The organism is Falsiroseomonas sp. (assembly GCF_041690465.1).
Lineage (GTDB): Bacteria > Pseudomonadota > Alphaproteobacteria > Acetobacterales > Acetobacteraceae > Falsiroseomonas.
Genome location: NZ_JAWLHG010000011.1, coordinates 1 through 12,988, shown reverse-complemented (window position 1 = coordinate 12,988; position 12,988 = coordinate 1). Strand labels below are relative to the sequence as shown.

15 protein-coding genes are annotated in these 12,988 nt (G+C 71.3%); 7 read left to right on the top strand and 8 right to left on the bottom strand.

What is annotated here, in order from left to right:
• Positions 1 to 54 precede the first annotated feature (54 nt).
• The 6 genes from ACESM1_RS12915 (at position 55) to ACESM1_RS12890 (ending at position 4,933) form a co-directional block, all read left to right on the top strand.
• A complete protein-coding gene (locus tag ACESM1_RS12915; protein ID WP_372620652.1) occupies positions 55 to 873 on the top strand; it encodes a glycosyltransferase family 25 protein in 819 nt (272 codons plus the stop codon).
• A 150-nt stretch (positions 874 to 1,023) separates the two neighbouring features.
• Complete coding sequence (locus tag ACESM1_RS12910) at positions 1,024 to 1,884, top strand: transporter substrate-binding domain-containing protein (RefSeq protein ID WP_372620650.1); 861 nt, start codon at positions 1,024 to 1,026, stop codon at positions 1,882 to 1,884.
• Between the two features lie 19 nt (positions 1,885 to 1,903).
• A complete protein-coding gene (locus tag ACESM1_RS12905; protein ID WP_372620649.1) occupies positions 1,904 to 2,572 on the top strand; it encodes an amino acid ABC transporter permease in 669 nt (222 codons plus the stop codon).
• Position 2,573: 1 nt separating this feature from the next.
• The gene (locus tag ACESM1_RS12900) at positions 2,574 to 3,242 is read left to right on the top strand and encodes an amino acid ABC transporter permease (protein WP_372620648.1); all 669 of its coding nucleotides are present in this window, start codon (positions 2,574 to 2,576) and stop codon (positions 3,240 to 3,242) included.
• Positions 3,243 to 3,244: 2 nt separating this feature from the next.
• The gene (locus ACESM1_RS12895) at positions 3,245 to 4,012 is read left to right on the top strand and encodes an amino acid ABC transporter ATP-binding protein (protein WP_372620647.1); all 768 of its coding nucleotides are present in this window, start codon (positions 3,245 to 3,247) and stop codon (positions 4,010 to 4,012) included.
• A 12-nt stretch (positions 4,013 to 4,024) separates the two neighbouring features.
• A complete protein-coding gene (locus ACESM1_RS12890; RefSeq protein ID WP_372620645.1) occupies positions 4,025 to 4,933 on the top strand; it encodes an aminotransferase class IV in 909 nt (302 codons plus the stop codon).
• Here ACESM1_RS12890 and ACESM1_RS12885 read toward each other — a convergent pair.
• Both ACESM1_RS12885 and ACESM1_RS12880 read right to left on the bottom strand, forming a co-directional pair.
• Positions 4,900 to 5,865 (bottom strand): EamA family transporter, encoded by a 966-nt coding sequence (locus ACESM1_RS12885; RefSeq protein ID WP_372620643.1) that lies wholly within the window; start codon positions 5,863 to 5,865, stop codon positions 4,900 to 4,902. The two genes, ACESM1_RS12890 and ACESM1_RS12885, sit on opposite strands and share 34 nt — an antisense overlap.
• A gap of 76 nt (positions 5,866 to 5,941) precedes the next feature.
• The gene (locus ACESM1_RS12880; protein WP_372620642.1) at positions 5,942 to 6,136 is read right to left on the bottom strand and encodes a DUF1127 domain-containing protein; all 195 of its coding nucleotides are present in this window, start codon (positions 6,134 to 6,136) and stop codon (positions 5,942 to 5,944) included.
• Positions 6,137 to 6,373: 237 nt separating this feature from the next.
• Here ACESM1_RS12880 and ACESM1_RS12875 point away from each other — a divergent pair, with 237 nt between their 5' ends.
• Positions 6,374 to 7,984, top strand: a complete 1,611-nt coding sequence (locus tag ACESM1_RS12875; RefSeq protein WP_372620641.1) for a winged helix-turn-helix domain-containing tetratricopeptide repeat protein — start codon at positions 6,374 to 6,376, stop codon at positions 7,982 to 7,984.
• Between the two features lie 10 nt (positions 7,985 to 7,994).
• On the opposite strand, the gene ACESM1_RS12870 is transcribed toward ACESM1_RS12875, so the two are convergent.
• The 6 genes from ACESM1_RS12870 to ACESM1_RS12845 all read right to left on the bottom strand — a co-directional run bounded on the left by ACESM1_RS12870 (position 7,995) and on the right by ACESM1_RS12845 (position 12,883).
• Positions 7,995 to 8,183 carry a hypothetical protein gene (locus ACESM1_RS12870; RefSeq protein ID WP_372620639.1) on the bottom strand — a complete coding sequence of 63 codons (189 nt, stop codon included), beginning with the start codon at positions 8,181 to 8,183 and terminating at the stop codon, positions 7,995 to 7,997.
• A gap of 51 nt (positions 8,184 to 8,234) precedes the next feature.
• On the bottom strand, positions 8,235 to 8,747 hold the full coding sequence (locus tag ACESM1_RS12865) for a MaoC family dehydratase (protein WP_372620637.1): 513 nt from the start codon (positions 8,745 to 8,747) through the stop codon (positions 8,235 to 8,237).
• Positions 8,744 to 9,910, bottom strand: coding sequence for an NAD(P)/FAD-dependent oxidoreductase (locus ACESM1_RS12860; RefSeq protein ID WP_372620635.1), 1,167 nt, complete (start codon positions 9,908 to 9,910; stop codon positions 8,744 to 8,746). The genes ACESM1_RS12865 and ACESM1_RS12860 overlap by 4 nt, the downstream gene beginning before the upstream one ends.
• Positions 9,911 to 9,928: 18 nt before the next feature.
• Positions 9,929 to 11,182: an NAD(P)-binding domain-containing protein gene (locus ACESM1_RS12855; protein WP_372620634.1), complete on the bottom strand. Its 1,254-nt coding sequence runs from the start codon at positions 11,180 to 11,182 to the stop codon at positions 9,929 to 9,931.
• 130 nt (positions 11,183 to 11,312) lie between these two features.
• Positions 11,313 to 11,909: an OsmC family protein gene (locus tag ACESM1_RS12850; RefSeq protein WP_372620633.1), complete on the bottom strand. Its 597-nt coding sequence runs from the start codon at positions 11,907 to 11,909 to the stop codon at positions 11,313 to 11,315.
• Between the two features lie 203 nt (positions 11,910 to 12,112).
• Positions 12,113 to 12,883, bottom strand: coding sequence for an IclR family transcriptional regulator C-terminal domain-containing protein (locus ACESM1_RS12845; protein WP_372620632.1), 771 nt, complete (start codon positions 12,881 to 12,883; stop codon positions 12,113 to 12,115).
• Positions 12,884 to 12,988: the final 105 nt, after the last annotated feature.

Sequence of the window (12,988 nt, the reverse complement as noted above, 5' to 3'; positions counted from 1 at the left end):
CGCAGCTCGCCAGCAGGCGCGACGAGGGCAGCCATTGAAGCCAGGACCAATCCCATGAGCGGCGTGCCTGTCTTCGTGATCAGCCTCTCGCGCGCAACCAAGCGCCGCGCCAGCATCGCAGCACACTTGAGCAATCTGGGAATCGATGCCGAGTTCGCGGATGCGGTAGATGGCGAACTCCTGTCGCCGGATGAGCGAAGGGCCATACAGGCGGCGGGCACCGACTTTCATCCAGGCGTTGTCGGCTGTTACCTGTCACACATGGCGGTGTACCGCCGCATCGTTGCCAAAGGCCTGCCGGTGGCGCTCGTGCTGGAAGACGATGCGCGACTCAACCCACGCTTCGCACGTCTGCTCCGCAGCGCCCCGCACAAGCTGGACTTCGACTATTGCTTCCTGGACTGCGACAACCGTAATCCGGACGGCGCTGTCTACTACAACCATGCAGACGGCATCGAGGTCCTCCCAGGCTACACCGCCTATGCCACGCATGGAGGTCCGGCCACACTCCACGCGTATCTCATCACAGCGAAGGCAGCCGCAACCAGGCTGGAACATGAGTTCCCGATCACCCAACCCGTCGACGTCTATTCCACGCTTCCCTACCGCCCATTGTTCCGAGCCATCGTCTCGCCGCGCGCGGCGGGCGTGGGCGAGGAGAGCATGCGGTCCTTCACTTCCGTGCGCGACCACTACGGGCAGCTCCAGCTGCGCTGGCTGCGGCGCATGCCGGGGTTCTACGAGCTGCGGAGCGCGTTGAGCGGTGAGCTCCGCGCGCTGCGCGATCAGGTTCCGGAGCTGGTTCGGCAAGGGCGCCTGCCCGCTGGCGGCGACTGGCGGCCGCTGCCGGCCGGACGGCGCATCTTCATCTGAGCAGGCGCGCCGGTTTGACAGCCTCGCTCGCCCTCGGCGAAGCTATATGCATGACCGCGTGGCGCGGCCCGAGTCTTCCCGCGATGCGCGGGCGCGGCAGCCCGCCCCATCCACACATGCGGCCAACGACACCTCAGGGAGAACATGGCAATGCCAAGCAATTCCGGCCGTCGGGCCATTCTGGGCGGCGGCGCCGCGGCGCTGGCCGCGACGCCGATCGCAACCCCCGCCCTCGCCCAGGGCGCGCCCGCCAGCACGCTGCAGGCGATCCGCGACAGGGGCGAGTTGCGCATCGGCGTCGCGCCCGGCGAGCCCTGGTTCTTCCGCGACCAGCGCACTAACCAGTGGCACGGCATCGGTTGGGGCGTCGGCGAGGCAATCGCCAAGGAGCTCAACGTGCGCGCGGCGCCGGTGGAGACCACCTGGGGCAATGCCGTGGCCGGGCTGCAGGCCAACCAGTTCGACGTGATGTTCGTGCTGGACGCCACGCCGCAGCGTGCGCTCGCCATCGATTTCCCGGTGCAGCCGATGTTCTACTACGCGCAAGGCCTGCTGGTGCGCCCGGGCCTGACGGTGCGCAACTGGGAAGACGCCAACAAGCCGGATGTGCGCATCGGCGTCATCCTCGGCACCTCGCCCGACCGCGACGTCACCGCCCGCCTGCCCAATGCGCAGATCGAGCGCTTCCCCTCCGGCGACGAGACCGCCGCCGCCTTCGCCGCCGGCCGGGTGGATGCCATCTCGCTGTTCCATCCGGCGCTGGTCATGCTGCGCGCCCGCGTGCGGCGTGGCAGCGTGGTACTACCCCAGCCCTTCCGCGCCGCAGCCACCTCCGCCGGCGTGCGGCGGGAGCCGGACAAGTCCTGGCGCGACTGGCTCGGCCTGACGCTGGCGCATTTCTACGTCACCGGGCAGACGCAGAAGATCTACGAGGACTACCTCACCTTCCGCGGCCAGAACCCGGCCGAGGCGCCGCCGGTGATGCGGGAGATGTGGCAGAGCCAGGGCTGAGGCGCAGCGCACCCCGCTGATGGGCTACGAGTGGGATTTCTCGCCGGTCTGGCGCAATGCCGGGCCCCTGCTGGAGGGGCTCGGCAACACCTTGTGGCTGTCGGCCTGGTCCATCCTGCTCGGCTTGGCGCTCGGCCTGGCGCTGGCGCTGCTGCGGCTGTCGCGCTCGCGCATCGCTTCGGTGGCGGCGCTGGTGGTGATCGAGTTCTATCGCAACACCCCGCCGCTGGTGCATTTCTTCTGGTACTTCTTCGGCCTGCCGATCCTGATCGGGGTCAGCCTCAGCCCCTTCGCCGCGGCGCTGCTGGCGCTCTCCGTGCAGTCCGGCGCCTTCTTCGCGGAGATCTTCCGCGGCGGCATCGTCTCGATCGAGCGCGGGCAATGGGAAGCCGGCCGCGCGCTGGGCATGAGCGAGGCGCGGCTGATGCGCCGCATCATCCTGCCGCAGGCGGTGCGCCGCATGATCCCGCCGCTGATGGAGCGCAGCTTCGAGCTGGTGAAGACCACCGCACTCGCCGCGACGCTGGCCTATGGCGAGCTGCTCTACCGCGCCATGGTGATCGCCTCGCAGAGCTTCCGTCCGCTCGAGATCTACACCGCCGTAGCGGTGATCTTCTTCACCGTGCTGTTCCTCGCCAGCCTCGGCATGCGGCACGTCGAGGTACGGCTGCGGCGCGGGCATCGCTGACATGGACTACGAGTTCGCCTTCGGCGAGGTCTTCGCCAATGCCGACCTGCTGTTGCGCGGCATCTGGCTGACCGCGGCGCTGTGGCTGATCGCCTTCGCCACCGCGCTGGTCGCCGGCCTGTTCCTCGGAATCGCGCGCGGCTCCACGCGCAAGGCGCTGAACTGGGTGGCGACCGCCTATATCGAGGTGTTCCGCAACACGCCGGTGCTGGTGCAGCTCGTCTGGTTCTACTACGCCTTCCCCGTGCTGACCGGCATCCAGATGAGCGCCTTCACCGCGGCCAGCCTCGGCCTCTGCCTCAACACCTCGGCCTATTGCGCGGAGATCTACCGCGGCGGGCTGCAATCCATCACCGCCGGCCAGTGGGAAGCCGGGCGTGCGCTCGGCATGCCGTATTGGACGCTGATGCGCCGCATCATCCTGCCGCAGGCGGTCCGCCGCATGGTGCCGGCCTTCACCAACCGCGCGGTGGAGCTGGCGAAAATGACCTCCATCGCCTCCGTCATCACCGTGCACGAGCTGATGAACGAGGCGCGCACCCTGGCGACGCAGAGCTTCCTGCCGCTCGAGACCTTCACCGTCGTCGCAATCATCTACTTCGTGCTGATCTGGCCGGGCACCGTCGCCGCCAGCCTGCTCGAGCGGCACCTCGCCGCCAAGGGAGCCTGAGCATGGCGGAGGTGCTGCGCATCGAGGGCCTGCGCAAGAGCTTCGGCGCGCTGGAGGTGCTCTCCGGCATCGATCTCTCCGTCGCGCGCGGCGAGCGCATCGCCATCCTCGGCTCCTCCGGCTCCGGCAAGAGTACGTTGCTGCGCTGCGTGAACTTCATGGAGATGCCGAGCGCCGGCCGCATTGTGCTGGACGGTCAGGCGGTCGGGCAGGAGACGAAGGGCAGCATCCGCTACGCCGAGAAGGAGCTGATCCGGCTGCGCACCCGCATCGGCATGATCTTCCAGCAGTTCAACCTGTTCCCGCACATGACCGCGCTGCAGAACGTGGCGGAGGGCCCGCTTTCCGTGCTCGGGCTGCGCAAGACGGAGGCCGAGGCGCGCGCCGCGCAATACCTCGCCAAGGTCGGACTGACCGAGAAGGCGGACGAATATCCCTCGCGCCTCTCGGGCGGCCAGCAGCAGCGCGTGGCGATTGCCCGTGCGCTCGCGATGGAGCCGGAGATGCTGCTGTTCGACGAGCCCACCTCCTCCCTCGATCCCGAGCTGGTGGGCGAGGTGCTGGAGGTCATCCTCGACCTCTCGCGCGAAGGGCGGACGATGCTGCTGGTGACGCATGAGCTCGGTTTCGCCTATCACTTCGCCACCCGCGTGCTGTTCCTCCACGATGGACGCATCCTGGAACAGGGCACGCCCGAGGAGGTGCTGCGCCACCCGCGCGAGGAGCGCACGCGTGCCTTCATCGGCCGCCATTCCTCCTTCGCCTTCTGAAGGATTGCAGACATGGAAACCAAAGGCGCCCAGACTCCCGCCGAGGATCCGCGCAACGAGAAGGTGCTGATCTACCTCAACGGCCGCATGGTGCCGCGCGCCGAAGCGGTGGTTTCGATCTTCGATGCCGGCTTCGGGCTCGGCGATGGCGTGTGGGAAGGCATCCGCCTAAGCCACGGCCGCCTGGTCGCGGTGGAGGAGCATCTGAAGCGCCTCTACGAGGGCGCGCGCGCCATCGCCCTCGACATCGGCGTGACGCCGGACGGCATGCGCAAGATCCTGGAAGACACCTGCGCCGCCAACGGCATGGAACACGGCGCGCATCTGCGCCTGATGGTGACGCGCGGCGAGAAGAAGACCGTGCACCAGGACCCGCGCAATGCGCTCGGCAGGCCCACCATTGTCGTCACGGCGGAATACAAGCTGCCCGATCCGGAGGTGAAGCGCGCGGGCCTCAAGCTGTTCACCTCCACCTTCCGTTGCAGCGGGCCGGATGTGTTCGACCTGCGCCTCAACTCGCACAGCCGGCTCAACCTGATCCAGCCGCTGCTGCAGGCGATCCAGGCCGGCGCGCATGAGGCGTTGATGCTCGACCCGCTCGGCTTCGTCGCCAGCTGCAACTCCACCAACTTCTTCATCGTGCGTGACGGTGCCGTCATCACCTCCACCGGCCGCTTCTGCTTCAGGGGCATCACGCGCGCGAAGGTGATCGAGCTCTGCGCCGCCCACGGCATCGCCTGCCGGCAGGAGGACTTCACGCTCGCCGAGGTCTATTCGGCCGAGGAAGCCTTCGTCACCGGCACCTTCGGCGGCCTCACGCCGGTGGCCTCCGTGGATGGCCGCGCCCTGCCCGCCGCACGGCCGACGACCGCGCGGCTCTCCGACCTCTACGACCGGACCTTCCTCGGCCCCTGGGGCTGACGCGCCTCGCGCGTCGCCAGCGCCACGCCGAGGCCCGCCGCGACCAGCCCGGCCGCCACGATCGGCTCCGGCATCTCGCCGAGCAGCACCAGGCCGAACAGCGCCGCCGTGGCGGGGCTCAGCGCGCCGAAGGCAGCCGCCCGCGCGGCGCCGAGCTTCGCCACCGCCACCGCGAAGGCCATCGGCGCCAGCAGCCCCGAAAGCCCGCCCTGCCAGACGGTGTGCAGCGCGATCTCCGCCCAGGCGGCGCCGCCAATTCCGGGCTCCATCGCCAGCAGGTAGAGCGGCGCGAAGCCGAGCACGGAGCCGAGGCTGACCAGCGCCGTCGCCTCCAGCGCCGTCAACCCGGCGCGGCGCAACGCCAGCGTGTAGAGCGCCGCAAGCCAGGAAGCGGCGATCAGCAAGGCCGGCCCCCGCCAGCCCGTCCCTTCGAGCAGCGCGGGCCCCGCCACCAGCGCCACGGCCAGCGCCATCAGGGCGAAGCCCAGACGCTGGCAGGCGGAGAAGGCCGCCAGCCCGCGCTGCCCCGCCAGCAGCGAAACCGCCGCCACCCAGAGCGGCATGGATCCCGGCAGCAGCGCGCCGGCATCCGCCGCCGAGGCCTCCTGCATGCCGGCGCCGGCCAGCAGCACGAAGGGCGCGCCGCCGCCGGCGAACAGCACCAGCAGGTGCGGCAGGTCGGCACGGCAGAGGCGCGGCAGCACGCGCAGCACCACCGGCAGCAGCAGCGCCGCCGGGCCGATGAAGCGCAGCAGCACGAGGTCGTGTGGCCCGAGCGATGTGGCGGCATCGGCCACGCCCAGTCGTGTCATCGCGAGCGTGGCGCCCCAGATGGTGGCGGCGGCAAGGCCGGCGACGAGGCCGATGGCCTCCGCCGGCACGTGCAGGGTCAGCGCGGCCCGCGGCAGCGGGAGCGTCAGGGTCTGGCTCATGGTTCGGATCTCCGCCCGCCCGGGCCGCCTGGCGCCGGGCAGGCGCCCGGGCAGCGTGCAGCTGGGCAGGCCCTGGTCAGGCGGCCCAGAAGGGCTTGTTGGCCTCGGCGAGGGCCTCGCCGGGGCTGAGGCCGATGTCGCGCAGCTCGCGATGGCCCATGGCGGCGAGCGCATGCCGCTCGCTGGCGCGGGCGTGCCACGTCGCGATGGTGCGGAAGACACGCAGGCCCTTGGCGGGCTGCGCGGAAGCGGTTCTCTGGTGCCGGGTCATGGCGTCGCGTCCTTCGGTTCGGGTTGCAGCCGCATCGCTGCGGCCGCATCCTTCTGCCCGGACGGCGGCGCCATCGCTTGGCGAAGCCCTGATCCGCGCCTTGAGATCTCCTGAATTCGACGCATGTGGATTCAGGGAAACCGACGCATTACCCTCGCGTCAGCGTGATGGCGGCGGCCGGAAGGCCTGCTTTAAGCCGTTGACGGGAGGAAGGCGGCCGCGAGGATGAAACACGCGATGCGGCTTTGTTTCGGCGCGTATGAACTCGATCTGCGGCGGCAGGAGCTGCGCCGCGGCGATGATGTCGTGCATGTCGAGCCGCAGGTCTTCGACATCATCGTGCACCTGCTGCGCAACCGCGACCGCGTCGTCGGCAAGGACGAGCTGTTCGACACCATCTGGCAGGGCCGCATCGTCTCCGAGGCTGCGCTCAGCAGTCGCATCAACGCCGCGCGCAAGGCGGTGGGCGACGATGGCGACCGGCAGGACGTGATCCGCACCATGCACAAGCGCGGCTTCCGCTTCGTCGCCGAGGTGCGCGAGATCGAGGACGCGGAACCCCTCGCCGCAGCGGAGGAACGCCCGCCGGAAAGCGCGCCCGCGCCGCCGCCGCCGCCATCACCGGCAACCTCGGAGTCGCGGCCCTCGATCGTCGTGCTGCCCTTCGCCAATCTCAGCACCGAGCCCGACACCGAGTATTTCGCCTATGGCCTGACGGATGACATCATCCGCCTGCTCGCGCGGCATCGCTGGCTCGACGTGCTGAGCCGCCATTCCGGCGCGCCCTATCGCGACGGGCAGGCGGATGCGCGCGAGATCGGCGCGGCGCTCGGCGTGCGCTACATCGTGCAGGGCAGCGTGCGGCGGCAGGGCGAACGGGTGCGCATCACCGCCGACCTGATCTCCGCCGAGACCGGGCGCCAGCTCTGGTCGGACGCGCACGAATTCACGCTGGAGCATCTGCTCGACATCCAGCGCAGCATGGCCGAGCAGATCGCCGCCACCATCGAGCCCGAGCTCGCCCGGCTGGAACGCGAGGCCGCGGTGCGCCGCCCGCCGCGGCATTTCGACGCCTGGGACTGCTACCAGCGCGGCCTCTGGCATCTCTGGGGCTTCACCGTGCCGGGGATGGAGGAGGCGGAGGCGATGTTCCGCCGCGCGCTGGAGATCGACCCCGGCTTCGCCCGCGCACATGGCGCGCTCGCCTATGTCTATCTGCAGAGCGCGGTGCTGCGCCCGCCGTCGGATCGCCCTGCGCTGATCGAGCGGGCGATGGAGGAGGCGCGCATCGCGGTGGCGCTGGATGACCAGGACTCCATGAACCTCTGCGTGCTCGGCCGTGCCCATGCCTTCCAGCAGGACTACGAGGAAGCGATCGCCCGGCTGGAGCAGGCCGTGGACCTCAACCCGAGCTTCGCCCAGGCCTGGTATGCGCTCGGATTCACGCTGATCTTCTGCGGACGTGAGGAGGAGGCGATCGCCTGCATCGAGCGCGCCACCGACCTCAGCCCGCGCGACCCGCATCTCGCGAGCTTCCACTCGACGCGGGCGCTGGCGCATTTCTTCCTGAACGATCTGGATGCGGCGGTGGCGCTGACGCGCCAGGCGGCGCGCGTGCCGAATGCGAAGCACTGGCCCTTCGCGGTGCAGGCGGCGGCGCTCGGCCTGCTGGGGCGGGAGGCGGAGGCGCGGCGCGCCGTGGAGGAACTGCGTCGCCGCTATCCCGAGTACACCATTGCCGCGGCACGGGCCGACTTCTTCTTCTGCCGCGACGCGGCGCGGATCGAGCGATTCCTCGAAGGCTTGCGGCGGGCGGGCGTGCCGGAGACCACGCCCGCCGCCGCGTAGAAGATCATCCTCAGCCGCAGGGAATGAAGGCCTGCACAAGCTGCCAGGCCGCTTCGTCCGCCGCGCGCGCCTCGGCGGCGCGATGAGTGGTGCGCGCCTCGGCGGCGCGACGGTCGGCCAGCGCGCGGCCGGCGGTGTGCTTCATCCACTCCGCACCGCTCCGGTGACGGATCGCGATCGGGGGCTGGGTCATCTGCATGGTCTCGTCTCCTGTGCGTGGCGCGGCCGGGATCGGCCGGCGAGAGGGAAGCTAGTCCTCGGCGCGCGGCGGCGCTTGGACGCCACCTTGCGATGTGCTGGAGATGTCCTTGGGATTCGCCGCGTCCCGCAGCGGCGCTGTCCAGGTCACCGCGGTGCCGGTCAGGCAAGGCTCGCCGGCGCCGTTGCGCACCGTGGTGCGCAGCGTGCAGATCGGCTTGTCGTCGCGCACCGCGATCACCTCCACCTCCGCCTCGATCGCCTCGCCGACGCGCACCGCCTTCACGAAGCGCCACTCGGTGCCGAGAAAGACGCTGCCCGGGCCGGGCAGCGACTCCGCCACCACCGCGTTCAGCAGCCCGGAGGTCACGCCGCCCTGCACGATCAGCCCGCCGAAGGGCGCGCGCGCGGCGAGCGCGGCGTCGAAATGCAGCGGGTTGCGGTCGCCGGTCATCTCCGCGAACAGCTCCACGTCGCGCATGCCGGTGGTGCGCCGCCGCGTCGCACGCTGGCCGACCGTGGGGCGCCCGGCGAGTGTCAGGCGCCAGGGATCAGTCACCATCATGCGGCCTCCCAGAGCACCGGATTCGCGCGTGCCACCATCTCGGCGACCTCCCGCTTCATCGCCTGGTTGAGCGCCTTGTGCAGTGCCTGGAGCCGCGGCAGGTCCCAGTCGAAGCCGGCGATCGCCTCGGTCGCTTCGAACAGCGGCATCGAGAGCGCGTCACGCGTCGCCGCATACTCCGCGAAGGCGCGCGGCGTGCCCGCCGCGGCGGCATCGGCCAGCAGTTCCGCATCGCGCAACGCATCGGTGATGCCATGCGCCGTCACCGGATCCTTGAAGTAGCCGGCATCGCCGACCAGCGCCCAGCCAGCCCCCCAGGACTGGCGCAGGAAGCCCCGCCTTCCCGCGAAGGTCGAAAGTGCGCCGGCGCGGCTGCCCTGCGCCACGCGCTCCGCCAGCCCTGGCGCCACCGCGCGCAGAACCGCCTGGAAACCCTCCATCGGCGAGCCGCGGAGCGCTGCACGGTAGGTCTCCTGAGGCACCCCGATGAAGACGCAGTGCAGCCCGGCATTGGTCGGGATCGCGCCGGCACTCGCGCCCGGCACGTAGTGCCACTGGTAGCCCTCGGTGCCGATGCCGGACCAGTAGCCGAAGATCGTCGCGGTGGCGTGCCGCCCCTCCTGCAGCGTCGCCGCGCCGACACTGCGCGCGACGGCGGAGCCGATGCCGTCGGCGCCGATCACTAGCTCGGCCGCGACCTCGCGCCGGTTCCCCTCGGCATCGAGCACCACCGCGCCGCGCACGCGGCCGTCATCGTCGCGCAGCAGGCCGACCACGGTCTCGCCGTGGCGGATCTCGGCACCGGCGTCGAAAGCGGCGTCCACCAGCACGGAGTCCAGCACCGACCGGCGCGGCGCATAGAGCGCGTCCACGCCATCGGCGGCACGCAGCTCGAGCGCCACCTCCTCCTCGCCGTAATGGAAGCTGGTGGTGCGCACCGGCGGCGTGCCCGCCTCGATCAGCTGCGGCAGCAGGCCCCAGCGCGTCAGCTGCAGCACGCCACCGCGCATCAGCGCATGGGTGGAGAGCGTTTCCGTCCCATAGGCGCCGCGATCCGCCACCAGCACGCGCATCCCCTTGCGCGCCAGCAGCATCGCGGTGGCGGCGCCGGCGCAGCGCGCGCCGACGACCAGGGCATCGTAGGGCCGGGCAGGTCCGGGCATGGCGGTATCTCCCTCGGGTCAGGCCGCAAGGCGGCGGCTGGTGTCGGACAGGGCGGCGAGATGGCCGGCCGCCTCGATGGCGAGCGCCGCGGCATCCGCGCCGACGCCGCCGATCAGGTTCGAGCCGCGCCGGCGCAGGAAATGCAGGCCGAGCAGGTAGAGGCCGGGCGCCGGCGTCACGCCGCCGCGGTGCCGCACCTCGCCCGCCGCATCCAGCAGCCCGGGCACGCGCAGCCAGGCATTGTCGCGCCGGTAGCCGGTCGCCCAGACGATGCTGCGGATGCCCTCGGCCTTCAGGTCGAGCCGCGCCGGGCCGGGGCCGAAGCCATCCAGGGGCGCGGGCCAATCCTCGCGCGGTGCGCCGAGCGCATCGGCGATCGGATCGATGCGCGCGAGCATGCTTTCCAGCGGCCTTTGCGCGCCGGCGACGTTCTGCTCCAGGTCCTCGGCGAACTGCGCCAGGCGGCCGGCGGCGCCGCGCATGCGGCCGACCACCCGCACGCCCATGGCGCGCAGCGTGCCAAGGTCGAGGTCGCGCGCCGGCGTGCCGCCGACGAGCTGGAAGGAGGGCTGGGCGCGCGCACGGGCGATATCTGGCTCCCGCTCGGCGCTGTCCTCCAGCATGCCGGCGCGGTCGAGCCACCACCAGATGTCGCGGCCGCGATAGCGGCGCGGCGCGCGGGTATGGCGGCCGGCGGCGAGCACCACCTCGCGGCCCGCAGCGCGCAGTTCCTCGGCGATCTGCAACGCCGAGGCGGCCGCGCCCACCACCAGCACGCCGCCCTCTGGCAGCGAGGCCGGGTTGCGGTAGGCCGAAGGGGTCGTCTGGTGGATCGCGGGCGCCACCGCCGAGGCGAAGCGCGGAATGGCGGGCGCGCCGCAATGGCCGGTGGCGACCACCACCACCCGCGCGCGCCAGGTGCCGCGGCTGGTCTCCAGCAGCCAGCCGCCGATGAAGGGGCGCAGCGCGCGCACCTCCGTCCCCTCCTCGACGGGCGCAGCGAAGGATTGCGCGTAGCCGTCGAGGAAGCCGATCACCTCGGGCATGGTCATGAAGCCATCCGGATCGGAGCCGGCATAGGCGTGGCCGGGCAGGCGGTTCATCCAGTTGGGTGTGAGCAGCGTCAGGCTGTCCCACCGCTCGCTCCGCCAGCGCTCGCCGATGCGTCCGCGCTCGAACACGACGTGCTCGATGCCGAAGCGGGCGAGCTCGTGGCTCATGGCGAGGCCGGCCTGGCCGGCGCCGATGACGATGGCGTCGGTGCTGCGCATGACGGTGATCCTTGGAAGAAGGGAGCCCGCCGGCGGCACGCGGCCGCCGGCGGAAGTCTGGTCGGCCGACCGGTCCACGGCTCCGGCGCTCGGCCGCGATGCGGCCTGCGCCCTTCGCCGATCGGGCGGCTCAGCCCTTGACGCTGACTGCGATGGGCACGCCGTTGGTCAGCACGTCGAACACCGCGGAGCGGGCGACGGACTGGCGGACGATCTCCTCGAGCTTCGCCTGCGGCGCACTGCCGGCGACATCGAAGCTGATGCGGATCGCCTGGTAGCCGTTGCGCACCTCGTCGGAGAGGCCGAGGATCCCACGCAGGTCCATGTCGCCCTCGACGGTCGCGTCGCACTTCGTCAGCGTCACGCCACGCGCCGCGGCGATGTTGGCGACGCCGGCGGTGAGGCAGCCCGCCAAGCCGTGCAGCAGCCACTCCACCGGCGTCGGGCCTTCATCCGAGCCGCAGAGCACGGCTGGGTGGTCGCTGTCGGCGGTGAAGGCAGCCTTGTGCATGTGCTCGCCGCCGGCGGCGAAGAAGCCGGACATGGTACCCTGCATGTGGGTGCCGGAGACCCACTGGCTCTTCGCGCGGAACTGCGCCCTGGCGAGTTCCGGCTGGCCCTTCACCACATTGATCGTGGCGAAGAGGGTGGGCGTGTCCACACCGTGGCTGGGCGCGGGGGCGGCCTTGGCCTGGGCGGGGGCGGTCATCTCGGCGGTGGCGGACATGGTCGTCTCCTGGTCGTGGGCCGGCCGGGATGTCCGGCGGGCGGGTTGGGGTCTCTCTGCCCGCCCCGCACAGGCCGGCCTCTGCGCCGGCCCCCTGCGGGGCGTGGCGGGATACTGGCCATCCGCGCGCTCCCCCGCTTGGAGGCGACCTTGAGGAGTTCTGGAGAAAGCCTGGATTCCGCGCCGCTGCCGGCGCGGCGTGCCTACAGGCGCAGCCCGATGTGCGCCGCGGTCTCCGCCATCGGTGCCCGCAGCATCCAGGGATCGGCAGGCTCCGACACGCCGAAGCTCGCACTCAGCGCCGCGCGCGGCACCCCCGCGCGGTCGCGGATCGGCACGCCGAGCGAGCGAAGGCCGAGCCGCAGCTCCTGGTCCACCAGGCTGGCGTCCACGCGCCGCACCTGCTCCAGCCCGGCCAGCAGCCGCACCGGATCGGTCTCGGTGCAGGGAGTGAGGCGCGGCAGCGATGCGCTACCGAGGATGGTGGCCGCCTCGGATTCCGGCAGGCCGGCGAGCAGCACGCGCCTGATCGCGGTGGCATGCGCCGGCAGCCGCGTGCCGACCGACCGTTCCAGCCCCGGCACCGGCGCCGGCTGGGCATAGGCGACGTAGCGCACCCACGCCCCTTCGAGCACGCCGACCGCGCAGGGATGGCCGATCTGCAGCGCCAGCGGCCCGACCAGGCGCTGCGCCTTGCGCCACCAGGGCAGCGAGGAGAGATAGGTGAAGCCGAGGTCGAGCACCGCAGGCCGCAGCGCGAAGCGCCTTCCATCCTCGCTGCCGACATAGCCGAGACGCTCCAGCGTCAGCAGCAGCCGGCGCGCCGCGGCACGGCTGATGCCGGTGGCGCTGGCGGCCTCGGAGAGGGTCAGGCTCGGCCGCTTCGCCCCGAAGGCACGGAGCACGGCGAGGCCGCGGTCGAGCGTGCGCACGAAGTCACCCTCGGCATCGGCGGCAACCTGACGGTCCGGCACCTGAACCCCTAGGTCCTGTGGACTCTCAGGATTCCCCATTTGATTGAGGCATGATTCAAGGCTGTTCTGTGCGATGGGGGCGGCCTTGGCGGTGCTGGATCGGCT